The organism is Microbacterium sp. KUDC0406 (assembly GCF_021582875.1).
Lineage (GTDB): Bacteria > Actinomycetota > Actinomycetes > Actinomycetales > Microbacteriaceae > Microbacterium.
Genome location: NZ_CP091138.1, coordinates 2,637,341 through 2,660,402, shown reverse-complemented (window position 1 = coordinate 2,660,402; position 23,062 = coordinate 2,637,341). Strand labels below are relative to the sequence as shown.

The window sequence follows — 23,062 nt, the reverse complement described above, 5'->3', positions numbered from 1 at the left end:
ACCGAGGGTTGTGCGACCGTATCTGCATTCCTGCCGCCAGGGGACAGGACGGCGCCGATCGCGCGGGTCGAATTGCGCGGAGGAGAGGTCCAGGTCGGAAGTCTGCCAAACCGCGCTGTCCGTGCCCGCCGATAGCATTTCGACATGGTGTCCTACTCGTCCCTGACCGACCGGAACGCGGTCGATGAAGCCATCGCCGAGTTCGATCGCATCGGCCGGTTCGCCTTCCTCGAGAAGTACGGCTTCGGCGAGGCGACCGAGTACTTCCTCGTTACCGATGACCGCCTGTACGACTCCAAGGCGATCTTCGGAGTCGCCTACGGCAACCAGCACGGCACGCCGCTGACCAACGACGAGTTCTCCGGAGGGAAGACCGGTGCGGCCGCACGCCTGGCGCAGCTCGGCTACGAGATCGAGGGACTCGATCCGGATGCCCGGCGACAGACCTTTGAAACGTTGGAAGCGGCTCTCAATGAGTTTCGCGTTCCCGTCGAGAACCTCACCAAGGTGCGCGAGTTCGTCATGGGGCGAGACGTCGGCGAGTACTACATCCCGCCGCGGAAGAGCTACATCGCTCTGGTCCCGCCGGGCGCCACCAGTCCGAATGCCTGGATTCACGTCGGCTACATCCACATCCGCAATGCCGACCGCACCATCGATTCCATCGACCTGCCGTACAACCGCAGGGGCGGCGGAGGCGACCACCGCCGTCGGCAGCGTGAGGAGGCCGTAAACCTGTGCCCCACTCCCGGATGCGGGATGGTGCTGCCGCCGAGCGGGGTCTGCGACTACTGCTGAAGGCCGGTACCGGCCGGAAGAAGGATCCGTCGGACCGCGCAGTAGAACCGCCCCGCCGTGACGGCAGGACGGCCCTTCTGCGCGCTGCGTGTTACTTCAGCTCGAAGGTCATCGACCCGATCTCGGTCATGCCGAAGTCGTTCGAGGCGACCAGCTTCACGGCCGTCGCTGAGTCGTCGAGCTCGTAGGCGACGGCGTTCGCGACGGTGCCGCCCTTCTTGATCTTCTCCAGCTGCGAGTCGAGGAAGGTCTCATCCGGTGCCATGCCCACCTCGAGCTCGTTCTCGGCGTTCGGGTCGTTGTCCTGGAATGCGCGGAACGTCGAGATCCACTCGGTGCTCGGGTCGACGTCGCCACCGGAGGTGTTCGTCACCTCGTACCAGAACGCGATCACCGGCTTCTCGCCGTACTCGTTGCCCTTCTGCCCGACCGAGATCGTCTTCACATCGGTGATCTTGATCGTCACATCGGGCGTGGTCAGGACGCTGTCCTTGAACGTCGACTCGGCAGGAGCGTCTTCGACGGCGCCGGCATTCACCGACTCGCCATCCTCCGGCTGCGTGACGGTTGTGTCCGAGCCGCCGAAGGCATCGTCGACGGCAGCCGACAGCGTCGCGAAGAACACTACGAAGCCGACGATCGTGCCGACGATCGACAGGATGAGGCCGACGATGCCCATCCACTTCTTGTCGCCCTTGAGGAACAGCGAGACGATGCTGAGCACGAAGGCGATGGGTAGCAGTACCCATCCGACGATGAGCGCGCCGGGGACGCACGCGAAGATGAAACCCACAACCGCGGTGATCAGAGCGACCAGCGCGAGGACGTTCAGCTTCTTCGATGCGCCGGGCGCGGGCTGCGGTGCCATCGGCGGCTGCGGCGCGGCTACGGACGTCTGCGGCGGAACAGAGTCGCTCGGAACATTGGGAACGGACATATTCGTATCCTTCGGAGAGGTGCTGGGCACCGGCCTGCCCCGCAGCGGTCGCCAAGGGGCGCCGGATCACGCGCGCACAACGAATAGGCCCCTCCCAGGGCGTGTCCCCTCCCAAGGACACGATGCGCGGAGCGTCAGGTGCTGCTCCGTGGTCCGAGCGGACCGGCTGTTGATCACAGTAGTGGACGCCGGGGACATCGCTCGCGGCGCAGGTGCTGACCCCTCCTCGGCGGGCTCCGGCGCCCAGTTCGGGTACAGGTCTGAACCCGCTAGCATCCGAATCATGACCCGCATGGTCCCGCCGCGACCGCGCACCGGAGCGAGCTTCTCCGAGCAGCGCATCTTCGACGCCTTCGCCGGAGCCCACGACGCGGACGACTGGATCGTGCTGCACAGCCTCGAGATCCGCCGGCACGCCGCGCAGTTCCAGGGCGAGGCCGACTTCATCGTGCTCGTCCCCGGCCGCGGCATCGTCGTGGTCGAGGCGAAGAGCCCCGAGTACGTCGAGTACCGCGACGGCGAGTGGCGGCTCGACCGGGTGCCCAGCCCCGGTAAGAGCCCGTTCGCGCAGCTCGACGGCAGCATCCGCAGCCTGCGCGGCTACCTCAAGCGACGCGGCATCCTCACCGGAACCGAGCCGATCGCGCGCCTGGTCTGGTTCACCTCGCTGGACCGCCACCAGTTCAACAACGCCACCCCCGGTGACATGCAGTTCTTCGAGTGGGAGCTGGCCTGGCGCCGCGATCTGCAGCATCCGACGTCTGCCGTCCGGCACGTGCTCGACGAGCACGACGCCTGGTACTCGGCCATCGACGACGTCGAGCACGACCCGTCGGTGATGACGTCCGAGCACGTCGAGGAGATCGCGGCGACGCTGCTCGGCGACTTCGTCGGCGGGCGCACCGCGGCCGACCGCAAGCTCGAGCGCCTCGACGAGGAGCACCGCCTGCTCAAGGAGCAGCGCACCGTGCTCGACATGGTCGACGGCAACGACCACATCTACTTCGACGGCCCCGCCGGCACCGGCAAGAGCTACCTGCTGACCCAGCTCGCCAAGCGCTGGCGGCCCGGACACCGCACCCTGGTCACCTGCTGGAACCTGCTCATGGCCGACGACCTGCGCGACGCCCTGCGCGCGCAGCGCGAGATCGTCGTGGACGACCTGAACACCCTCATGCTGCGCCTCGCGCGCCTCGACGAGAACCCGGCGGATGCCACGCAGCAGTGGTACACCGATGAGCTGCCTGCCCTCGCGCTCGCGGCGCTGCACGACGATCCCGCGCGTGGCGAGTACGACGCGATCTGCGTCGACGAGTTCCAGGACATCGCCGGGTTCCCCGCCGTGCTCGACGTCATCTTCGCACTGGCCCGAGACGATGCTGGGGCGCCGACGAAGCTCGCGTTCGCCGGCGACGCGCGCCAGCAGATCCTGCGCCCCTCCGCCGCGCACGTCGACCCGTACACGATCGCACGCGAGCGCATCCCCGACCTCGTGCACGTCGCGCTGCGCCGCAGCCTGCGGCAGACCGGCATCCTCACCTCATCCGCGCAGGAACTTCTCTCGCGACAGTTCGGCTACCGCAGCCACCGCGTCACCTCCACTGTGGACGCCCCGCTGGTCGTCAAGCCGGCGACGCCGGCGGATGCCACGCACGTGCTGTTCACGGCGCTGAAGGAGCTTCTCGAGCATCACGCCGCGCACGACATCGTCGTCCTCAGCCCGTTCGGCGCGCGCAACTCGCTGGTCGGGCGGCTGCTCGCCGCCGACAGCTTCACCAAAGAGGAGCGCTGGCTGCGCGAACGTCTGCGGGTCGAGGCATCCGCCGCCTCGACTCTGGGACCGGTGGATGCGGCGGCGACCGGCGCCGTCGCGGAGGTGCCGGATGCGGCGGATGCCGCCGTGCCGATGCCCAAGGCCCCACCCAGCCGCGTGCGCTGGGGATCGATCTTCAAGTACAAGGGCCTCGATGCCGAGGCCGTGATCCTCACCGACATCGGCGACGACGGCCTCGCCTTCGTGCGCGGCGAGGGCCTCGACTGGTTCGATCTGCTCTACGTCGGGCTGACGCGGGCCCGATACCGGTGCGTGGTCATCCCGAATTGACGGGGTTCATTCCTCCGCGATCTCGACCATGCAGTGCTTCTGCGCGGCCTTCGCCAGCCGCTTGTCGAAGGTCAGCAACGGGCATCCGAACAGTTCGGCGAGAGCGACGTAACTCGCGTCGTACGCCGAGAAGTTCTGGCGCAGTGCCATGACGCGCGGGATCAGTGGCAGCGACGGATGCAGATCGATCGGCAGGCGCATGAGATCGTCGACGGCGGTGTGAAGACCGCGCTTGTCCAGGTGCCCGCCAAGACTCAGGCCGCGCAGGGCTGAAGCGGTCTCGAGCGGCAGGACATCGGGGGCGATGAGCCTCTCGCCGAAGACCTGCTCGTGCAGCTGAGGGGTGGTGCCGTGCTCGCCGATCAGCTTCACGACGGCAGACGCATCGATGACGATCATCGATCGCGTCGGCCGTCGTGGATGGCCTTGACGATCACCTCGGACGGGATGTGCTGCGGCGGACGATGAGAGAACTCCAGAAGAAGCTCCTCCAACGTCGGCTTCGACGCCATCTCCGTCAATTCCGCAGTCAGATACTGCTGTAGTGACTGCCCGCGCGCCTCGGCCCGTGCCGACAGTACGGAGTGCACCGCCGGATCGAGGTCTCTGATCAGCACGTTTGGCATGCTTACAGTATGCATGCACTTCAGCCGATCCGATAGTGGATGCCGAAGCCGGCATCGGCGACTCGCGTAGTGAACGCCTGCGCTCGGCGAAGATCCTCGTGCGCGTGATCACTCCGATCGCCGAACCGGCATCCGATCGTGGCGAGCTGGTCGGGCGCGGCGAGCAGCTCGTCCAGGTCGGCGGCAATCGCGCGGGTCTCCGACGGATCCAAGAGACGATGGAACGACTCCCAGCCGTAACGCGACTGCCGGGTCTCTCCCCTGACGAGTGCGTAGGACCGTCGGGGACGATCTCCACCGAGCAGCCACTGCAACTCCGGATAGCACTTGTCCAGGTCCAGCGTGGGTTCTCGGCCGGGACCCCAGTGGTCCCACGCGTCGTCACCGTCGAAGCATTCTCTCGGGCACTCGTGCGACTGCTCGATCTGTCGCGGTGAAACCGGGCTGGCGAAGTATCTGATTCCCATGCGACAACTGTGGTGGGGCGCTGACGGCCAGCTCGGCGGAGAACCCGGGCATGGGGAGATCTCCGCCTGATCCGCGGCTTGTGGAAGGCAACTCAGTCCCCGCTCGAGTGCAACCCTCTCCGCGCCGACAGCACCGTCACCTCGGGATGGTTCTCCACCAGCATCCGTTCGGCCTGATCGAGCACGTCGCGGACGTGCGTTGCGTGCGCGGCGACCACCGAGACGCCGATCTCGGTGCGACGGTGCAGGTCCTGCGCGCCGACCTCGGCGCAGGAGGCCTCGGTGCGCCGGCTCAGCTCGGCGATGATCGGGCGGATGACGCTGCGCTTCTCCTTCAGCGACTGCACGTCGCCGAGCAGGATGTCGAACTCGATCCACCCGATCCACACGCCGCCAGTCTGCCTCACACCCGGCGGAAGGTGAACATCCCCTCGACGCCCCCGTGGTTCACGACCCCCGCGCCCGTGCTGAACATCCTCGCCGAGCTGGTGGACCCGCTCTCGACGAAGACGTAGCCGGTGTGCTCCAGCCGCCAGCCCAGCGCCTCGACCTGGCTGAGCAGGTATCCGACCTGATCGTCGCGCTGGATGCGGTTCTCGGCCGAGCCCCACGACGAGGTCTCACCGGTCAGCTGCGCGACGTCGAACTGCAGGTGCAGGAGGACGTCGCCTCGGGAGCGGGCATCCTTGGCGTGTTGGAGGAGGTACTCGGCGATCTGAGGCTGCGGCATGCTGCGAGCCTAGTTCCCGGCATCCGTCTCGATAGCGTTGAACGGATGCCTTCGTCGCCCTCCCTCGCCCTGCGTCGCGCCCGGCTCGGCACGGCGCTGCTGTTCCTCACCAACGGCGCGCTGTTCGCGAACATCCTGCCGCGCTATCCCGAGATCAAGTCGGCACTGGGGCTGGATGCCGCCACCTACGGCCTCGCGATCGCGGCGTTCCCCGCCGGGGCGATCGCCGCCGGGCTCACCGCCGCGATGTTCGTGCGCCGGTTCGGCTCGGCGCGGGTCGCCGTGGTCGGCACGGTCGTCGTCAGCCTGAGCCTGCTCGCCGCAGGCCTCGCGCCCTCCGCCGTGCTGTTCGCCCTCGCGCTGCTGCTCGGCGGCGCCGCAGACTCGATCACCGACGTCGCCCAGAACGCGCACAGCCTGCGGGTGCAGCGCGGCTACTCCCGCTCGATCATCAACTCTTTCCATGCCATCTGGTCGGCCGGCGCCGTGCTCGGCGGGGCGATGGCGGCCGCGGCGATCGCGCTCGGCCTGCCCCTCGGTATCCACCTGTCGATCTCGGCGGTGATCTTCGTGGCCGTGTCGCTCGTCGCCGCGCGGCTCTGCCTGCCGGGCCGCGACGAGGCGGGGAGGCGCCCGACGCGCCTCACGCCGTGGCAGACACGAAGCCGCGCGTCAGCGCCCGCACCGTCTTCATCCTGCTCGCCCTCGTGCTCATCGCGATCGCGGGCGCGGTCGTCGAGGATGCCGGCATGTCGTGGGCCACCCTGTACCTCGGCAGCTCACTCGGCGCACCCGCGGCGCTCGCCGCCGTCGGTTACATCTCTCTTGTCGGCGCCCAGTTCGTCGGACGCCTGGTCGGCGACCGCCTCGTCGACAGGTTCGGGCAGCGCACCATCGCGCGAGCCGGTGGCGTGATCGTCGCCGTCGGCATGGGGCTGGCGCTCGCGTTCCCCACGGTGCCCGGCACGATCGTCGGATTCATAGCCGCCGGCTTCGGCGTCGCGACCCTGATCCCGGCGGCGCTGCAGGCCGCCGACGAACTGCCCGGCCTGCGGCACGGTGCGGGCCTGACGATCGTGTCGTGGCTGCTGCGCCTCGGATTCCTGCTCGCCCCGCCCCTGGTCGGCCTCATCGCCGACAACGCCGGCCTGCGCACCGGCCTGCTGGTGGTGCCGATCGCGGGGCTGGTGGCGATCCTCTTCGCGGGCGTGCTGGAGGGGCGCTGGCCGACGAGATCTGTACAATAATCTGTACAGGAGGTCGTCCATGGAGGTTCTGCCTGTCTCCGAGGCCCGTGCGGGACTCACGCGGCTTCTCGTCGACTTCCGTACCGCTCCGGACGCCCCGGTCGTCATCATCGGTGCGCACCGCAAGCCAGAGGCCGCGCTGGTGCCGATCCTCAGGTATCGAGAGCTGCTCGATGCTCAGCCGCAGAACGTCGTCACGCTCGAGCGCCTGCGGAAGCTGAAGCCGGTGATCGAGCGTCTCGCCGGCGCGGCGGGACTTGAGGACGTCCGTGTCTACGGGTCGGTGGCGCGCGGCCAAGCCGGGCCCGACAGTGACGTCGATCTGCTGGTGACGCCGGGCGGCGGCGTCACGCTGTTCGATCTCGCCCAGTTCGAGATGGACATGGAGGTGCTGCTGCAATTGCCGGTGTCGGTGATCTCGATCAACGCCCTCGACGCTGAGCGCGACACGGCGATCCTTTCCGATGCGGTGCGGCTGTGAACGACCAGGACCGCATCGAGCGCTGGCTGGGCGAGCTTGAGGATGCCTTGTCACAGGCAGCGATGCTCGTGGCGCGTGGGGAGGACGCCTACGCGGAGGACCCGGCGATTCCCCTCGCCTTCGAGGCGTTGGTGAACAGGGTGGGTGACCTCGCGAAGCGCCTCACTTCGGCGACGGGCGATCGGTTCCGGCATCCGATGTGGCGGGCGGCTGCGCGCACGCGCGACTTCGTCGTGCACCACTACGACCGGATCGACCAGGAACTTCTCTGGCGCACTGTGTCCGTGAGCTTCCCGAAACTGGCTGAGCTGTTGGACGAGGAGTGGAATCACTGAAGGTCCTCTTCCCGAACGACACTTACCGATATATCGTTAACCATCGTTCGCTATCGACCGAGGAGGCCATCATGAACGGTTCGTTCTCTTCCAACGGGTTCGGCAACTCCCCCTTCGACTTCGGTTCCGGCGGCCGCGGCGGCCCCGGCGCCGCCATCTGGGAGGCGATGGAGCAGCTGCGCAACGCCTTCGAGCAGCGCGTGCCCACCCCGCGCATGGGCCGCGGCGACGTGCGCGCCGCCGTGCTCGCCCTGCTCGCCGAACAGCCCATGCACGGCTACCAGATCATCAACGAGATCTCCGAGCGCAGCGGCGGCACCTGGAAGCCGAGCGCCGGCTCGGTCTACCCCACGCTGCAGCTGCTCGCCGACGAGGGTCTCATCGAGGCCGTGGAGGACAACGGCCGCAAGACCTACTCACTGACGGATGCCGGTCGCGAGGCGACCGCCGACGACAAGCAGGCCCCATGGGAGGCATCCGCGTCCCGCCCCGGCGCCCACCTCGCCGCCCTTCCCAAGGCCGGCATGGAGCTCGCAGCCGCAGCCGCGCAGGTCGGCCGCACCGGCTCGCCCGAGCAGGTGCAGCAGGCGGTCGAGGTGCTGGAGGACGCCCGCCGTAAGCTGTACGCGATTCTCGCCGCCGACTGATCGGAATGGAGCAGCGCATCGACGATCCCAGAGCGCTTCGTCTCGCTTCGCTCGCGGGGCGACCGGGTGGGCGTCGCTATCGCCGCATCCTGGCGTTCGCCTCGCGCGTGCTCGTGCAGGTGTGGTGGTTCGAGCTTGTGCTGCCGCGCATCGGATTCGCGGGCCTCGCGGACCGCACACGAGACGATCGGATGCTGCGCATCGCGCGGCGCTTCCACGACCTCGCGGTGCAGCTCGGCGGTCTGATGATCAAAGTCGGACAGTTCCTCTCGTCCCGCCTCGACGTGTTGCCGCCCGAGGTCACGCAGGAGCTCGCCGGACTGCAGGACGAGGTGCCGGCCGTGCCGTTCCCCGACATCCGCGCGCTCGCCGAGGCCGAGCTCGGCACCACCCTCGCCCAGGCCTACGACCGGTTCGACGAGGTGCCGGTCGCCGCGGCCTCGCTCGGTCAGGTGCACCGCGCCCGGCTCTCGGCCGCCGCGGCGGAGGATGCCGGGTTCGCCGACGTCGTCGTCAAGGTGCAGCGCCCCGGCATCGACGACATCATCGACACCGACCTCGCCGCGCTGCGGAAGGTCGGCGGATGGCTGCGCCGCATCCGCATCGTGCGCGAGCGCGTCGACGCCCCCGCGCTCGTCGAGGAGTTCGCCCGCACCAGCCTCGAAGAGGTCGACTACCTGCACGAGGCCGCGAACGGCGAGCGGTTCGCGGCCGACTTCGAGGGCGACCCGCGCGTCGCGGCGCCGGCGGTGGCGTGGGAGCGGACGACGCGACGGGTGCTGACGCTCGCCGACGTCACGGCCATCAAGATCAACGACACGAATGCGCTGCGCGCGGCCGGCATCGACCCGTCCGAGGTCGCGCGCGAGTTCGCCGACGTCATGTTCGACCAGTTCTTCACGCACGGGTTCTTCCACGCCGATCCGCATCCGGGCAACATCTTCGTGACGCCCCTCGCGGGCGGTGCCTCCCCGGCTCCGGTCTCAATCGATGCGGGTGTTTCGGCCGAACACCCGCAACGAGTGAGACCGGAGCAGGTGGGGATCGGTTCCCCGAAGTTCCGGTCTCAAGGGATGCGGGTCACCGGGGCGACCACCCGCAAGCATCCGAACCGGAACGAGGGGTGCGCTGGAGGCTCACGTTCGTGGACTTCGGGATGATGGGCGAGGTGCCGGCCGGCATCCGCGACGGACTGCGCGCCCTGGTGATCGCGGTCGCCGCGCGCGACGGGGCGAAGCTGGTCGCCGCCGCGCAGGACATGGGCGTGCTGCTGCCCTCGGCACAGAACGCCGAGCTCGAGCGCGCGCTCAGCACGCTGTTCGCGCGCTTCGGCGGTATGGGCTTCGCCGAACTGCGCGACGTCGACCCGCACGAGCTGCAGGACTTCGCCGTCGAGTTCGGCGATGTCGTGCGCACCATGCCGTTCCAGCTGCCCGAGGGGCTGCTGATGCTGTTCCGTGCGGTGTCGCTGACATCCGGCATGTGCAGTGGCCTCGACCCCGCCTTCAACGTGTGGGACGCGGTCGAGCCCTACGCCAAGCGGCTGCTCCGTGAGGAGAGCGGCAACGTCGTGGGCGATCTCGCCAAGCAGGCGCTGGAGAACGCCGGCGTGTTGTGGCGGATGCCGGGGCGCATCGACTCGGCGATCACGAGGCTCGAGCAGGGCAGTCTGACATTCGACCTGAGCAGGCTGGAACGGCGGATGGGGCGCCTCGAACTGCTCGTGCGCCGCGCCGTCGGGGCGGTTCTGTTCGCCGGGTTGCTGATCGGCGGCATCCTGCTGCTGCCCACGAGTCCGGCCTGGGGCGGCGTGCTGATGGGAGTGTCGGCGGTGCCGCTGCTGTACGCGCTCGCGGCGGGGCTGTTCGGGCCGCGCGCCTAGCTCGAGATCAATAGACCAAGCCAGTTCCTCAACCACGTGTCAAGATGCCAAGTGGGTCGGCCTATCAGGTGGGCTGATTGCTCTCTGATTTTGACGGACCGGGCGACGGCGGGATACTCAACCCGCAATGTTCCCCTCCTCTGAATCCGTTCCGTCATGCCCGCGGACGGTCGCCATCATCGGCGCCGGCCGCCTCGGCGGTGTGCTCGCCCGCGCGCTGCGCGCGGCGGACGTGGAGGTCGCGGGACCCCTCGGTCGCAACGAAGAGATCCGGGAGGACGCGATTGTGCTGCTGTGCGTTCCGGATGCTGCGATCGCCGATGCTGCCGCGCGGGCGCGCGATCGTGCAACGCTGATCGGCCACGTCTCGGGCGCCACCGGGCTCGACGACGTCGACTTCAGCCTGCATCCGCTGCAGACCTTCACCGGATCCGAGGAGCCGGACGTGTTCCACGGCATCGGCGCCGCCGTCGCGGGCCGCACTCCGAAGGCCCTCGCCGTCGCGACCGCGCTCGCCGAGGCGCTCGGCGCGCGGCCCTTCGCGGTCGACGATCGGGCGGGCTATCACGCGGCCGCCTCCTTCGCCTCGAATCTCGTGCTTGCCGTGCTGGACGCTGCCGAGCACATCGCACGCAGTGCGGGCCTCGATGACTCTCGCGAACTGCTCGCACCGCTCGTCCGCCGGACCGTCGACAACTGGGCCGAGCAGGGGGCGGCGTCGGCTCTGACCGGTCCGATCTCCCGCGGGGACGAGCAGACCGTCGCCCGTCAGCGCGGTGCGGTCGCCGCCGCGCGGCCCGAGCTCGCCGCGCTGTTCGACGAGCTCGTCTCCGCCACCCGCCTCCTCGCCTCCCCTGGTGGGGTTCCCAGGAGGGCTGAGGGCGTTTCGTCTCGGTCGCTGCGCTCCCTCGCGGGGGATGGGTCGTTGAGCGAGCGGAGCGAGTCGAAACGCAGCGAGGTTCCGGGCGGAGCGGATTGTGAGGCGACCACCCGGTCGTTGAGCGAGCGGAGCGAGTCGAAACGTGGTGAGGTCTCTGGCGGAGCTGACGGCGTTTCGTCTCGGTCGCTGCGCTCCCTCGCTCAACGACCGGAAGGCGTCGCATGAGGATCATCCGCACCATCCCCGAGCTGCGCGCCGCCGTCGCCGAGTCGCGCAAGACCGGAGCATCCGTCGGCCTCGTGCCGACCATGGGCGCGTTCCACGAAGGGCACCTCTCGCTCATGCGCGCAGCGCGGAAGGCCAACGGCCTCGTCGTCGTCTCGCTGTTCGTCAACCCCACGCAGTTCGGCGCCAACGAGGACCTCGGATCGTACCCGCGTGACGAGGAGCGCGACGCCGCGATGGCCGAGGCTGAAGGTGTCGACCTCCTCTTCGCCCCGGATGCATCCGAGATCTACCCCGAGGGCTTCGCGACCAGCATCCACGTCTCGGGTCTGACCGATGTGCTCGACGGCGCGAGCCGCGGTGCGCTCCACTTCGACGGCGTCGCCACCGTCGTCACGAAGCTGCTGAACATCGTGACCCCCGATGTCGCCTACTTCGGTCAGAAGGACGCGCAGCAGGTGCTCGTCGTGCGCCGGCTGGTGCGCGATCTGAACCTCGATGTGCGCATCGAGGCGTGCCCGATCGTGCGGGAGTCCGACGGGCTCGCGATGAGCTCCCGCAACGTCTACCTCGACGCGGATGCCCGACGCCAGGCCACCGCGCTGAACCGGGGCCTCGACGACGCGGCCGCCCTGGCCGCCTCGGGCGTGCGCGATGCGGCGACCCTCACGGGAGCCGTGCGCCGCATGCTCGCACACGCCGACATCGAGCCCGAATACGTCGAGCTGCGCGACCTCGACGACCTGAGCCCGGTCACCGAACTCGACGGCGAGGCCCTGCTGGCCGTCGCCGCCCGCGTCGGCGCGGCGCGGCTCATCGACAACCACATCCTCCGTTCCGCAGACCCGAGAGGCGGCGCATGATGCGACGCACCATGCTGAAGTCCAAGATCCACCGCGCAACCGTCACCGGAAGCGACCTGAACTACGTCGGCTCGATCACCGTCGACCCCGACCTGCTCGAGGCGGCCGACATCCTGCCGCACGAGCAGGTGCACGTGATCGACGTCGACAACGGATCGCGCTTCGTCACCTACACGATCGAGGGCGAGCGCGGATCCGGCGCGATGCAGGTCAACGGCGCCGCAGCACGGCTGGTGCACGCCGGCGACACGATCATCGTCATCTCGTACGCGGAGTACTCGCGCAAGGATCTGGCCGAGTACGAGCCGACCGTCGTGCACGTTGATCGCGGCAACCGGATCGTCCGGGTGGACGACCTCGTCGGCGAACTGGTGACGGCATGAGCGCACACCCGGCGCCGGATCGCCGCCTGACGCTCGGCGATCTCGTTGCGAAGAAGCATGCCGGCGACCCGATCGTCATGGTCACCGCCTACGACCACCCCGGCGCGCAGATCGCCGAGGCCGCCGGCGTCGACATGGTGCTGGTCGGCGATTCCGGCGCGATGACCGTGCTGGGCTACGACAGCACTGTGCCGGTCACCGTCGACGAGATGCTCATGCTCACGCGCGCGGTGCGGCGGGGGCTGTCCCGCGCCCTGCTCGTCGGCGATCTGCCGTTCGGATCGTACGAGGCATCCGACTCTCTGGCGATCGAGACGGCGCAGCGCTTCGTCAAGGAGGCCGGCTGCGACCTGGTCAAGATCGAGCGCGGCGGCACCACCGTCGACCGTGCGCGGGCGATCGTGGCGTCGGGTATCCCTGTGGTCGGGCACGTCGGGCTCACTCCGCAGACCGCGACAGCGCTCGGCGGCTACCGCGCGCAGGGGCGCACCGCCGAGGGCGCCCTCGCCGTGATCGACGACGCGCTCGCGCTGCAGGATGCCGGATGCTCGCTCATCGTGCTCGAGGCGGTGCCCGCGGAGATCACCCGGGCGCTGCAGTCGCTGCTGCGGATCCCCACGATCGGGATCGGTGCCGGAGCGGATGCCGACGGCCAGGTGCTCGTCTTCCACGACCTGCTCGGTCTGCTGGACGGACCCCAGGCGAAGTTCGTGAAGCGCTATGCCGAGTTGCGCGGCGCCGCCGTCGACGGCGTGCGGGAGTATGCGGACGAGGTGCGCTCGCGCGCGTATCCCGCAGTCGAGCACACCTACGGGATGCCGGCCGAGGAGGTCGCCCGGCTGGAGCGGCTGCTCGCGGAGCGGTGATCTCGCCCATTCAGGTCGTTGAGCGAGCGACGAAGGAGCGAGACGAAACGTCGTGAGGTGTCTGGCGGGCGGGTGCGTTTCGTCTCGCTTCGCTCGCTCAACGACCAGTGGGTGAACCATCTCGGTCGTTGAGCGAGTGAGGTGTCTGGTGGGCGCAGCGCGTTTCGTCTCGCTCCGCTCGCTCAACGGGCGGTGGGCGAACCATCTCTCGGTCGTTGAGCGAGTGACGAAGGAGCGAGACGAAACGTCGTGAGGTGTCTGGCGGGCGCAGTGCGTTTCGTCTCGCTTCGCTCGCTCAACGACCGGTGGGCGAACCATCTCGGTCGATGAGCTCGCGCGCCCAACGACCGGTGGGCGAACCATCTCTCGGTCGTTGAGCGAGCGACGGAGGAGCGAGGAGGAACGTCGTGAGGTGTCTGGCGGGCGGGTGCGTTTCGTCTCGCTTCGCTCGCTCAACGACCGGTGGGCGGGTGCGTTTCGTCTCGCTTCGCTCGCTCAACGACCGGTGGGCGGGTGCGTTTCGTCTCGCTCCGCTCGCTCAACGACCGAGGGGATGCGACAGCCGGGCATCCGCCTCCGCGATGCCGGCGGCGCATCTGCTCGCGCGATGCGTCGTCCCAGGGGCCGGACGCGGCGAGCGGGATCTCGGTGAGGAAGCGCCGTTCCGGCTCCGGGATGCGGGCGACCAGCAGGTCGGGGTCGCTCCCCGCGGTCGCGTAGAGCGCCGGCCCGTCGGCGTAGAACAGGTCGGTGACGACGAGCCGCCCGTCCGACCCGCGCATCACGTTCGACGGATTCGTGTCGAGCGGCCCGCACCAGGGCAGCTCGCGCAGCGCCCTGGCATGGATGCCGTCGATGAGGTCGACGAGTTCCGCCACCGCCTCGTCGCGCTCGGCGATCAGCCCGTGGAACGCCGTCGCATCCGCCTCGTCGACCGGGGTCAGCCACTCCATCAGCTGCAGATCACCACCTCCTGCCAGGCGCCGATGCGCGAACAGCTCGGGCACCAGCCGGGTGTGCACCGCCGCGCGGTACAGCTCGGCGGTGTACGGGCCGGTCGGATCGAACGGGCTGATCCGCACGGCCGCCGACCCGTCCGGAGCGCGCAGTGCGATGGCCCAGTCTCCTGCTCCGCCAGGCGTCCATCCGGCATCCGTGAACACACGCTGGGCGGTGCGGTGATCGGCATCCGCCGGAAGCGAGGCGAGCGTGGCATCCATCTCCCCAGTCTGCGGGGTCGACGCGTTTCGTCTCGCTTCGCTCGCTCAACGACCGGGGTGCGTCGGCGGTGCCTGTCGGCGGCGCACCGCCGCAGAGATCACGGCGATCAGGGTTCCCGCCGCCACTCCGATCACGGTCTCCAGCGCCCGGTCCCGCAGCAGCACGTCGATGGAGGTCGGCGCCGCGAGCTCCACCATGAGCAGTGCGAGCGGCGTGATGAAGACCATCGCGATGCCGTAGTTGCGTCCCACGAACATCTCCGCACAGGCCTGGAAGGCGATCGCGATCAGGATGACGGCCAGCGGCGGCAGGTGCAGCGCGAGGATCCCAGCGGCGATCAGGACGCCGGCCAGTGTGCCGACCAGCCGCTGCACGCCCCGGATGACCCGCGCGGTGAGGTGCGCGCCGCTGACGGCGGCGGCCGCACCCACCATCGCCCAGTACCAGTGCGACCCCACCAGCAGAAGCCCGATCGCGCCGCCGAGCAGGGTGGCGGCGCCGACCGTGACCGCCATCTCCCAGGCGACATCCCCGATCGGCTGCCTGGCCCTGGTGATCGCGATCTCGGGAAGACTGCGGGCACTGGCCGTCGCCAGCAGCGCGGTCACCAGCAGCGAGAAGAGCACGCTCCCGACGCCGACGACGAGCACGTTCACGAACGCGATACCGGATGCCGGGATGCTCGCCGTCGCCCCGATCGCGAACACCGCGAACAGGGCGCCCGGCGGATGCCACCGCATCGCGTACGCGAGCAGTGTGACCAGCGATGCGACCACGGCGACCGAGACGACGGACACCAGCGGAGGCGCACCGACGACGGACAATCCGGTGCCGGCGAGCATCGCCAGCACCAGGACCCCTCCGGCTCCCGCCTGCATGCGGAGGCGATCGCCGAAGCCGTCGGTGCGTCCGTAGAGCGCCGCGAACGCGCCGAAGCTGGCGTAGATGCTGAGATCGAGTCGCCCCACCGCCCACAGGATCAGCAGCGGCACCCCGACGCTGACGGCGGCTCGCAGCGCGACGCGGTGGTCACCGCGAGACGGGGCGACTCTGATGACGCCCGTCCACACCCGCCCGCGAGATTCCGCCATATATCAAGCGTAGACACCGCGGCGCCCTGTCGAGACGGCGCGGAGCCTCCGTCGTGCGGTCAGAACAAGGAGGGACCGCAGAGATCAGTTGCCCGTCAGCCCCTGCTGTGGCCCGAGCGGCGACCGCCTCCGCTGAATAGACTCGAAGCGACGCGCATGCGTCCCAGAGTGGGGGCGCACAGGGGGCGCGAGACAGGACGACGCTCATGGGCGAGACAACGGCATCCGCAGCACTCGATGAGGCATTCGACGCACTCGACCCGGCGTTGCGGGCCGGGATGCAGCGCCTCGTCGCCGGACTCGACCCGGAGGACATCGCGGAGCGCGATCCGCGCGACATCGTGGGTGCAGCCCTGTCGATGCGCGAACTCGCCGCCCGACGCGACCGCGGCCAGACCCGCGTCGCCGTGTTCACCCCGACGGTCAGCGAGCACGGCTGGAGCTCGCGGCGCACCATCGTGAACATCTGCACGGATGACGCGCCGTTCCTCGTGGACTCGGTGACCGCGGCGGTCGCACGCCAGGGACTCGCGGTGAACCTGCTCGTCCATCCGATCATCGAGGTGCGCCGCGGCGACGACGGGACGCTCCTCGAGATCGGTGCTCGCGGGGGCGAGCTCGAATCGTGGATCCACCTCGAGGTCGACCGGATCCCCACCGACGAGGGCCGCACCGACCTCGAGCAGCGTCTGACAGCCGTCATCGCCGACGTGCACGCGGCGATCGACGACTGGCAGGCGATGCGCCGCGCCTGCCTCGACATCGTCACCGACCTGCGCACGGCGCCTCCGACCACGGCCGATCCCGCGACGATCTCTCCGTCGATCGACTTCCTCAGCTGGCTCGCCGACGACAACTTCACGTTCCTCGGCTACCGGGAGTACGACCTGAAGACCGACGAGAGCGGTGAGGAGGTGCTCGTCCCCGTGGCGCACAGCGGCCTCGGCATCCTGCGCAAGCCCACCACCGCGGTCGCCCACCTGCGCCCCGAGGCGCAGCGCACGGCGCGCGATCCGCGTCTGCTCACGATCACGAAGGCCAACTCGCGCGCCACCGTGCACCGCGACGTGTACCTGGACTACGTCGGGGCGCGCATGTTCGACGATGCCGGCAACGTCACCGGCGAGCGCCGGTTCCTCGGCATGTTCACCTCTGCCGCGTACGCCGCGTCGGTGCTGACGCTACCCATCGTGTCGACCAAGGTGCGGGCAGTGCTGGAGGCATCCGGCTTCTCGCCGATGTCGCACTCCGGCAAGGACCTGCTGCAGGTGCTCGAGGACTACCCGCGTGACGAACTGTTCCAGGACTCTCCGGAACACCTCCTGGAGGTCGCGTCGGAGGTGAGTCGCCTGCGCGAGCGCCGCCGCGCCCGCAGCTTCCTGCGTCGCGACGAGTTCGGCCGGTTCGTCTCCGCTCTGGTCTACGTGCCGAAGGATCGGTACAACACCGTGCTGCGCCTGCGCATCGAGAACCTGCTGCGCACGGAGTTCGCCGCGGAGAGCATCGACCATGCGACGCGCGTGGGCGACGGTCCGCTCGCGCAGCTGCACTTCGTCGTGCGCGTGCCGCGCGGGTCGTCCCTGCCGGAGGTGGATGAGTCCGCTCTGCAGGCGAAGCTGGTCGAGGCCGTCCGCGGCTGGGACGAGGGTCTCGTCGACGCCCTCGACCGCACCCACGGTGAGGATGAGACGGCGCGACTGCTCGCGCAGTACAGCGACGCGTTCCCGCTGGCGTACAAGGAATCCGTCCGCCCCGACGAGGCGCTCGACGACATCGCGCTGCTCGAGACCCTCGACGAGCAGGATTTCGCCGTCCACCTCAACGTGCCGGAGCGGGGCGATCCCGACAAGCGCGTGCTCACGCTGCTGTCACACCGCGAGTACCCGCTGACGCGAGTGCTGCCGATCCTCACCGACCTCGGCGTCGACGTCGTCGAGGAGCGCCCGTACACGATCACGCTGCCGAGTGGTGAGGTGCGCTACATCTCAGACCTCGGTCTCGTCGCCCCCGATCTCGACGCCGACGGGTCGGAGCGGTGGCACGATCCCGAGTGGGGCGCCGACTTCGAGGCGGCGTTCGCGGCGTCCTGGACCGGCGCCGCCGAGAGCGACCGGCTCAACTCGCTCGTCCTGCTCGGCGGACTCGACTGGCGCCGCATCGTGATGCTGCGCTCGATCGCGATGTATCTGCGGCAGATCGGGTCGGCGTTCTCGGTCGAGTACATCGAGCGGGCACTCGTCGCCAACGCCGGCCTCAGCCGCGACCTGGTGCGGCTGTTCGAGCTGCGCTTCGATCCCGCCGTGACCGGTGACAGGGATGCGCAGGCGGATGCCGCGGAGGCCGCCCTGCTGGAGGCGCTCGACGATGTCTCCAGCCTCGATGACGACCGCATCCTGCGCACCTTCATCGGCGTGATCGGCGCGACCTGGCGCACGAACTTCTACCAGCCGGCATCCGATGGCTCGTCCAAGCCGTGGGTGTCGATGAAGCTCGACTGCCGGCGCGTGCCCGGTCTGCCGAAGCCGCATCCGATGGCCGAGATCTGGGTGTACTCGCCCGAGGTGGAGGGCGTGCACCTGCGGTTCGGCAAGGTGGCCCGCGGCGGTCTGCGCTGGAGCGACCGCCGCGAGGACTTCCGCACCGAGGTGCTCGGGCTGGTGAAGGCGCAGATGGTGAAGAACGCCGTCATCGTGCCGACCGGCTCGAAGGGCGGGTTCTTCGCCAAGCGGCTGCCCGCGCCGAGCGACCGCGCCGCGTGGCTGGAGGGCGGCAAAGCCGCCTACCGCACCTTCATCCGCGGTCTGCTCGACCTCACCGACAACCGCGTCGGCACCGAGATCGTGCCGCCCGCCGGGGTGGTGCGCCGCGACGGCGACGACTCCTACCTGGTCGTCGCCGCGGACAAGGGCACCGCGACGTTCTCGGACATCGCGAACGGCATCTCGACGGACTACGGGTTCTGGCTCGACGACGCCTTCGCCTCGGGCGGCTCGGCGGGCTACGACCACAAGGCCATGGGCATCACCGCGCGCGGCGCGTGGGAGTCGGTCAAGCGGCACTTCCGCGAGCTCGGCCTCGACACCCAGACCGAGGATTTCACCGTCGTCGGCGTCGGCGACATGTCCGGCGACGTGTTCGGCAACGGGATGCTGCGCTCCGAGCACATCCGCCTGGTGGCCGCCTTCGACCACCGGCACGTCTTCGTCGACCCCGAGCCGGATGCCACGGCATCCTTCGCCGAACGGCAGCGCCTGTTCGAGCTGCCCGGGTCGTCGTGGGACGACTACGACCGGTCGCTGATCTCCGAGGGCGGCGGGGTGTTCCCGCTGTCGCTGAAGTCGATCTCCGTGACGCCGCAGATGGCGGCGGCGCTGGGGATCGACCCGGCGGTGAAGACGATGACGCCGCTCGAGCTCAAGCGTGCCGTGCTGCTCGCGCCCGTCGACCTGTTCTGGAACGGCGGCATCGGCACCTACATCAAGGCGAGCGATGAGACCGACGCCGAGATCGGCGACCGCGGCAACGACGCGATCCGCGTGAACGGGCGGGACCTGCGCCTGCGGGTCGTCGGCGAGGGCGGGAACCTCGGCGTGAGCCAGCGCGGCCGTATCGAGGCGGCGCTCGCCGGGGTCAGCATCAACACCGACGCCATCGACAACTCGGCGGGCGTCGGCACCTCCGACCGCGAGGTCAACATCAAGATCCTGCTCGGCGCGATCGAGCGCGCGGGGCGCTTGGACAGGGAGGCGCGCGACGAGCTGCTGCAGTCGATGACCGACGAGGTCGCGGTCCAGGTGCTGCGCGACAACTACGAGCAGAACGTGCTGCTCGGCAACTCGCGCGCCAACGCCGCCGTCATGCTGCCGGTGCACGAGCGCCTGATGGGCTGGCTCGAGCAGCGCGGCGAACTCGACCGCGAACTGGAGTTCCTCCCGACCACGGCCGAGGTGCAGGTGCGTGCGGGCGAGGGCCGCGGGCTCACACGTCCCGAGTTCTCGGTGCTCGTCGCCTATGCGAAGCTCGCGCTGAAGGCCGATCTGGCCTCGAGCGATCTGGCCGACGACCCGTGGTTCGAGAGCACGCTGGTGGAGTACTTCCCCGAGCAGGTGCGGCAGGCGTACGGGGCCGACCTGGACGCGCATCCGCTGCGCACCGAGATCATCGTGAACGCGGTCGTCAACTCGATGGTGAACCGGGGCGGCATCACATTCGCATCGCGCGCGGCCGAGGAGACCGGGGCGTCGACCGTGCACATCGCCCGGGCATACGTCGCGGTGCGCGAGATCTTCGACCTGCGCAGCTTCGTCATCGCGGTGGAGGCCACCGACAACCTCGTGCCCACCGCCGTGCAGACCGACCTGTACCTGACGTTCCGGCGGCTGCTCGACCGGGCCGCGCGGTGGTTCATGCAGCATCGCTCCGACCCGTTCGACATCGGCCGGCAGATCGACGACCTCCGAGAGCCCGTGACGTCGCTGTGGGCGCAGCTCGGTGAGCTGCAGCGCGGTGCCGACCTGGAGCGCTACACGAGCCGGGTGCAGCAGCTGGAGGACGCCGGCGTCCCGGCCGAACTGGCCGGGCACGCGGCCGGCATCCTGGACGCCTTCCCGCTGCTGGATGTCGCGGAGAGCTCGCGCGCGGGCGGCTGGGACATGCGCGAGCTGGCGGCGTTGTACTTCGCGCTCTCGGCCCGCCTGGGCTTCGAGCGGATGCTGACCAAGGCCACGGCCCTGCCGCAGGGCGACCGCTGGGGGTCGATGGCGCGCGCGACCATGCGCGACGACCTGTACGCCGTGATGATCGAGCTCACCTCGACCATCGCGCAGCAGACCGACGCGGCCGACCCGGATGCCCGGATCGAGGCCTGGCTGGAGCAGGGCGGCCCCTCGGCCAGGCGTGTGCTGGACGAGGCGCTCGCCGCGGCGGTGGCGGAGGACGGCGACGGACTGGCCACGCTGTCGGTGGCGGTGCGAAGGCTGCGGTCGCTGGTGCGGTGAGCGGGGCCGGGGCAGGTCAGCGGCCCAGGAGTGCGAGCGGCACCACGGCGACGCCGTCGCGTCGCCGATACGCGTCCCGCCCCGTCGTCACCACGACCCGCTCCACCAGGCGATCACCGATCTCGGCCCTCAACCAGTTGAGGTGGCGCACGTCCCGGTCGCTGACCGTGGCTGCGAGCTTGACCTCGATGGCGACCACCTTGCGGTCCTCGCCTTCGAGGACGAGATCGATCTCGTGCTCGGTGTTCGCCGTGCGCAGATGGTACGCGCGAGCGCCGGTGATACCGAGCGATGCTCGCACGCTCAGGGCGACGAGAGATTCGAAGAGGGCGCCGAGCCAGGTTCCCGATTCGGCAGCGACGCGCTCGCCCTCGCCGCGGAGCAGTCCGTCCTTCCCGACGCCGACGACTCGCGCAGCGAGAGCCGGGTCGACGAGGTGGTGCTTCGGTGCCTTCGTGAGCCGCTTCAGAGGTGTGAGCGCCGGATGCCAGGCCTCAAGCGGATCGAGGACGAACAGCCGTTGCAGCTGTTCGCGGTAGGTGGCGACGGTCTGCCGCGTCGGCTTGTCACCCTCACCGGGAGTGGCGGCATCCAGAATCGTCGAATAGGACGCATCCGTAGCGGTCGCGGCTGCGTAGGCATTCAGCCACGCGCGGAGTGCGGCCGGTCGCCGCACGGAGACACCGTTCTCCGGCAGATCACGATCGACGATCCGATTCAGGTAACTGTCCAGCTGAACCCTTCGCGGGGTATCCGGGAGGTTCCTGATCCCGGGGAACCCGGATCGGAGGATCTCGTCGACGTAGACCTCGATATCGACATCTGTGCGCCCGGAGATCTCCTGTCGTCCTGCGAGCAGTCCAGACAACGACACCGTCGGCGCGGCGACACCGCGCTCGTGGAAGGACAGGGGGCGCATCGGTATCCGGACGACGCGCCCTGCGCCCGAATGGATCCGCACGTCGGATGCAAGCCCCGCCGGATCCGGCGAGCAGGAATCGCCCACCGCTTGCGTCCTCATCGACGGCAGTACGGACCCGCTCCCATACTTCTGGGACGAGCTGCCATTCATCGATGAAGACCGGTGCCTCGCGCTCGATGATGTAGTCGGCGTCGCTGCCGACAAGCTCGCGGTCTCTGGCTTGATTGAGGGAGATGACCGTTCTGGACCGTCGCGTGGCTGTCGCCGTCTTGCCCACGCCCTTTGCGCCCTCGATCGCGATGGCCGCCAGGTGGGGGAACAGCTCGTCGAGGTCGTCATCGATCGACCGTCTCGTGTAGTCCACCGGCCCAATCTAACAGATGAGCAGGACTCTATTTAACATTTGAGCGGTGTTGTAATGAACAGCTCAACGAACTCCGGTGCGGAGGCTGCGGCCGCTCGTGCCGAGCGGCGCCACGAGGGACCGCGAGGCTCGCCCCGACAGGAATGTCGGAAACACGGTGAAGTGACACTGGATGTCACGACTAGCGTCGGTCAGCCGTTGATCGGCACGGCTTTGTCGTAACACTTTCCGCAGGATTCGGGCGCTCGACGCAAAGCGCGAGCGCCCCCTATGGAGAATCCGTTCCTCACGGAGAGGCAGGCTATGCGCCCAGTGGATGGGGCTCGATCGTTCCGTCAATCGTCGGAGCAGACTTCTTCCGAGGACGGGGGTAGGAATCCCACAGCGTTGCATACTCGCCGTCGTAACGACGCTCGAAACGAAGGACCTCGTTCGCATCGTCAAAGGCGGCCGAGCGGACAAGGTATTGACGGGACCGCAGCGACGGTAGTCCGACCCATTCGAGACTCGACGGACGCGCGAAGACGTGTGTGAGGCTCCGTGGCCCAACAAACGTGATGCTTCGGCGGCCCCACTGGTCGGTGGTCTCGGTCGAAGGCGTGCACAGATTGAGTCCGAAGCCGAGGTTCTCGATGGCCCGTACAGCACGTCCGACGGACTCCAGCGTGGCCTCCATGGCAACGAGCTCCGGTGAAGTCCGGCGATAGTGCGAGTAATCATTTCTGACACGCGACAGCTGCTCGGCGTCAAGTGTCGCTTCCACCTCGTTGAGCCCTTCGATCACACGTTCACGGCTGTGGCCCGCGAGATCCAGGAAAGGGCGGGTGGATTCGAAGGGAAAGCTCTGAAGTGCACTGCGGGTGGCGAAATCAGGGAAGTCGTCGGAAGGCCTGACATAGTCAACCGACCGGCTCCGCACTGCGTTGAGCGCGTCAGCGAGCACGCCGAACCCGCGCACCAGGGAGTACATCGTGAGCCGGCCTGTGAATCGAAGTG

General features: G+C 69.0%; 21 protein-coding genes and 3 pseudogenes. 13 read left to right on the top strand and 11 right to left on the bottom strand.

Annotation, left to right across the window (positions count from 1 at the left end):
- The first annotated feature begins 144 nt into the window (after positions 1-144).
- On the top strand, positions 145-798 hold the full coding sequence (locus L2X99_RS13205; RefSeq protein WP_236126332.1) for a hypothetical protein: 654 nt from the start codon (positions 145-147) through the stop codon (positions 796-798).
- Positions 799-889: 91 nt separating this feature from the next.
- Here L2X99_RS13205 and L2X99_RS13200 read toward each other — a convergent pair whose 3' ends face one another.
- Positions 890-1,735, bottom strand: coding sequence for a DUF5067 domain-containing protein (locus L2X99_RS13200; protein WP_236135230.1), 846 nt, complete (start codon positions 1,733-1,735; stop codon positions 890-892).
- A 283-nt stretch (positions 1,736-2,018) separates the two neighbouring features.
- Between L2X99_RS13200 and L2X99_RS13195 the strand changes: the two genes are divergently transcribed.
- On the top strand, positions 2,019-3,839 hold the full coding sequence (locus L2X99_RS13195) for a nuclease-related domain-containing DEAD/DEAH box helicase (RefSeq protein ID WP_236135229.1): 1,821 nt from the start codon (positions 2,019-2,021) through the stop codon (positions 3,837-3,839).
- Positions 3,840-3,845: 6 nt separating this feature from the next.
- Here the strand turns inward: L2X99_RS13195 and L2X99_RS13190 are convergent, their stop codons facing one another.
- The 5 genes from L2X99_RS13190 to L2X99_RS13170 form a co-directional block, all read right to left on the bottom strand.
- Entirely contained in the window at positions 3,846-4,238 is a 393-nt protein-coding gene (locus L2X99_RS13190; RefSeq protein ID WP_236126335.1) for a type II toxin-antitoxin system VapC family toxin, read from the bottom strand.
- Positions 4,235-4,465 (bottom strand): FitA-like ribbon-helix-helix domain-containing protein, encoded by a 231-nt coding sequence (locus L2X99_RS13185; RefSeq protein WP_236135228.1) that lies wholly within the window; start codon positions 4,463-4,465, stop codon positions 4,235-4,237. Before L2X99_RS13185 ends, L2X99_RS13190 begins: the two co-directional genes overlap by 4 nt.
- 20 nt (positions 4,466-4,485) lie before the next feature.
- Positions 4,486-4,932 (bottom strand): hypothetical protein, encoded by a 447-nt coding sequence (locus tag L2X99_RS13180; protein WP_236135227.1) that lies wholly within the window; start codon positions 4,930-4,932, stop codon positions 4,486-4,488.
- 92 nt (positions 4,933-5,024) lie between these two features.
- Complete coding sequence (locus L2X99_RS13175) at positions 5,025-5,321, bottom strand: DUF503 domain-containing protein (RefSeq protein ID WP_236126338.1); 297 nt, start codon at positions 5,319-5,321, stop codon at positions 5,025-5,027.
- Positions 5,322-5,335: 14 nt separating this feature from the next.
- A complete protein-coding gene (locus L2X99_RS13170) occupies positions 5,336-5,662 on the bottom strand; it encodes a hypothetical protein (protein ID WP_236126339.1) in 327 nt (108 codons plus the stop codon).
- A gap of 45 nt (positions 5,663-5,707) precedes the next feature.
- On the opposite strand from L2X99_RS13170, the pseudogene L2X99_RS18390 reads away from it, so the two are divergent.
- From L2X99_RS18390 to panB, 10 genes and pseudogenes are all read left to right on the top strand, one after another.
- Positions 5,708-6,241 (top strand): annotated as a pseudogene (locus L2X99_RS18390) (MFS transporter); the annotation flags it as partial.
- 170 nt (positions 6,242-6,411) lie between these two features.
- A complete protein-coding gene (locus L2X99_RS18385; protein WP_329608024.1) occupies positions 6,412-6,909 on the top strand; it encodes an MFS transporter in 498 nt (165 codons plus the stop codon).
- 142 nt (positions 6,910-7,051) lie between these two features.
- Positions 7,052-7,390, top strand: coding sequence for a nucleotidyltransferase family protein (locus tag L2X99_RS13160; RefSeq protein WP_236126341.1), 339 nt, complete (start codon positions 7,052-7,054; stop codon positions 7,388-7,390).
- Entirely contained in the window at positions 7,387-7,725 is a 339-nt protein-coding gene (locus tag L2X99_RS13155) for a HepT-like ribonuclease domain-containing protein (protein ID WP_236126342.1), read from the top strand. The genes L2X99_RS13160 and L2X99_RS13155 overlap by 4 nt, the downstream gene beginning before the upstream one ends.
- Positions 7,726-7,796: 71 nt before the next feature.
- Positions 7,797-8,372: a PadR family transcriptional regulator gene (locus L2X99_RS13150; RefSeq protein WP_236126343.1), complete on the top strand. Its 576-nt coding sequence runs from the start codon at positions 7,797-7,799 to the stop codon at positions 8,370-8,372.
- Between the two features lie 5 nt (positions 8,373-8,377).
- Positions 8,378-10,254: pseudogene (locus L2X99_RS18670) on the top strand (ABC1 kinase family protein).
- Between the two features lie 127 nt (positions 10,255-10,381).
- Positions 10,382-11,359 carry a Rossmann-like and DUF2520 domain-containing protein gene (locus L2X99_RS13135; protein ID WP_236126344.1) on the top strand — a complete coding sequence of 326 codons (978 nt, stop codon included), beginning with the start codon at positions 10,382-10,384 and terminating at the stop codon, positions 11,357-11,359.
- Positions 11,356-12,222 (top strand): pantoate--beta-alanine ligase, encoded by an 867-nt coding sequence (panC, locus tag L2X99_RS13130; protein WP_236126345.1) that lies wholly within the window; start codon positions 11,356-11,358, stop codon positions 12,220-12,222. Before L2X99_RS13135 ends, panC begins: the two co-directional genes overlap by 4 nt.
- Entirely contained in the window at positions 12,222-12,605 is a 384-nt protein-coding gene (panD, locus tag L2X99_RS13125) for an aspartate 1-decarboxylase (protein ID WP_236126830.1), read from the top strand. The genes panC and panD overlap by 1 nt, the downstream gene beginning before the upstream one ends.
- The gene (panB, locus tag L2X99_RS13120) at positions 12,602-13,471 is read left to right on the top strand and encodes a 3-methyl-2-oxobutanoate hydroxymethyltransferase (protein ID WP_236126346.1); all 870 of its coding nucleotides are present in this window, start codon (positions 12,602-12,604) and stop codon (positions 13,469-13,471) included. The genes panD and panB overlap by 4 nt, the downstream gene beginning before the upstream one ends.
- A gap of 452 nt (positions 13,472-13,923) precedes the next feature.
- Here panB and L2X99_RS13115 read toward each other — a convergent pair whose 3' ends face one another.
- Together L2X99_RS13115 and L2X99_RS13110 are read right to left on the bottom strand one after the other, a co-directional pair.
- Positions 13,924-14,691, bottom strand: a complete 768-nt coding sequence (locus tag L2X99_RS13115) for a hypothetical protein (protein WP_236135226.1) — start codon at positions 14,689-14,691, stop codon at positions 13,924-13,926.
- Between the two features lie 45 nt (positions 14,692-14,736).
- Entirely contained in the window at positions 14,737-15,783 is a 1,047-nt protein-coding gene (locus tag L2X99_RS13110) for an FUSC family protein (RefSeq protein WP_236126348.1), read from the bottom strand.
- Positions 15,784-15,989: 206 nt separating this feature from the next.
- Between L2X99_RS13110 and L2X99_RS13105 the strand changes: the two genes are divergently transcribed.
- Entirely contained in the window at positions 15,990-20,780 is a 4,791-nt protein-coding gene (locus tag L2X99_RS13105) for an NAD-glutamate dehydrogenase (protein ID WP_236135225.1), read from the top strand.
- Between the two features lie 16 nt (positions 20,781-20,796).
- Here the strand turns inward: L2X99_RS13105 and L2X99_RS13100 are convergent, their stop codons facing one another.
- From L2X99_RS13100 to L2X99_RS13090, 3 genes and pseudogenes are all read right to left on the bottom strand, one after another.
- Positions 20,797-21,699, bottom strand: coding sequence for an ATP-binding protein (locus L2X99_RS13100; protein WP_236135224.1), 903 nt, complete (start codon positions 21,697-21,699; stop codon positions 20,797-20,799).
- Between the two features lie 118 nt (positions 21,700-21,817).
- A pseudogene (locus tag L2X99_RS13095) lies at positions 21,818-21,979 on the bottom strand (AAA family ATPase); the annotation flags it as partial.
- 388 nt (positions 21,980-22,367) lie between these two features.
- The gene (locus L2X99_RS13090) at positions 22,368-23,036 is read right to left on the bottom strand and encodes a hypothetical protein (protein ID WP_236126350.1); all 669 of its coding nucleotides are present in this window, start codon (positions 23,034-23,036) and stop codon (positions 22,368-22,370) included.
- Between the last annotated feature and the right edge of the window lie 26 nt (positions 23,037-23,062).

Excerpts from the sequence above, each read along its gene's own strand:
- L2X99_RS13205 (WP_236126332.1), top strand. The coding sequence starts at position 145 with ATGGTGTCCTACTCGTCCCTGACCGACCGGAACGCGGTCGATGAAGCC.
- L2X99_RS13200 (WP_236135230.1), bottom strand. The coding sequence starts at position 1,735 with ATGTCCGTTCCCAATGTTCCGAGCGACTCTGTTCCGCCGCAGACGTCC.
- L2X99_RS13195 (WP_236135229.1), top strand. The coding sequence starts at position 2,019 with ATGACCCGCATGGTCCCGCCGCGACCGCGCACCGGAGCGAGCTTCTCC.
- L2X99_RS13190 (WP_236126335.1), bottom strand. The coding sequence starts at position 4,238 with ATGATCGTCATCGATGCGTCTGCCGTCGTGAAGCTGATCGGCGAGCAC.
- L2X99_RS13185 (WP_236135228.1), bottom strand. The coding sequence starts at position 4,465 with ATGCCAAACGTGCTGATCAGAGACCTCGATCCGGCGGTGCACTCCGTA.
- L2X99_RS13180 (WP_236135227.1), bottom strand. The coding sequence starts at position 4,932 with ATGGGAATCAGATACTTCGCCAGCCCGGTTTCACCGCGACAGATCGAG.
- L2X99_RS13170 (WP_236126339.1), bottom strand. The coding sequence starts at position 5,662 with ATGCCGCAGCCTCAGATCGCCGAGTACCTCCTCCAACACGCCAAGGAT.
- L2X99_RS18385 (WP_329608024.1), top strand. The coding sequence starts at position 6,412 with ATGTCGTGGGCCACCCTGTACCTCGGCAGCTCACTCGGCGCACCCGCG.
- L2X99_RS13150 (WP_236126343.1), top strand. The coding sequence starts at position 7,797 with ATGAACGGTTCGTTCTCTTCCAACGGGTTCGGCAACTCCCCCTTCGAC.
- L2X99_RS13135 (WP_236126344.1), top strand. The coding sequence starts at position 10,382 with ATGTTCCCCTCCTCTGAATCCGTTCCGTCATGCCCGCGGACGGTCGCC.
- panC (WP_236126345.1), top strand. The coding sequence starts at position 11,356 with ATGAGGATCATCCGCACCATCCCCGAGCTGCGCGCCGCCGTCGCCGAG.
- panD (WP_236126830.1), top strand. The coding sequence starts at position 12,222 with ATGCGACGCACCATGCTGAAGTCCAAGATCCACCGCGCAACCGTCACC.
- panB (WP_236126346.1), top strand. The coding sequence starts at position 12,602 with ATGAGCGCACACCCGGCGCCGGATCGCCGCCTGACGCTCGGCGATCTC.
- L2X99_RS13115 (WP_236135226.1), bottom strand. The coding sequence starts at position 14,691 with ATGGATGCCACGCTCGCCTCGCTTCCGGCGGATGCCGATCACCGCACC.
- L2X99_RS13110 (WP_236126348.1), bottom strand. The coding sequence starts at position 15,783 with ATGGCGGAATCTCGCGGGCGGGTGTGGACGGGCGTCATCAGAGTCGCC.
- L2X99_RS13105 (WP_236135225.1), top strand. The coding sequence starts at position 15,990 with ATGGGCGAGACAACGGCATCCGCAGCACTCGATGAGGCATTCGACGCA.
- L2X99_RS13100 (WP_236135224.1), bottom strand. The coding sequence starts at position 21,699 with ATGCGCCCCCTGTCCTTCCACGAGCGCGGTGTCGCCGCGCCGACGGTG.
- L2X99_RS13090 (WP_236126350.1), bottom strand. The coding sequence starts at position 23,036 with ATGTACTCCCTGGTGCGCGGGTTCGGCGTGCTCGCTGACGCGCTCAAC.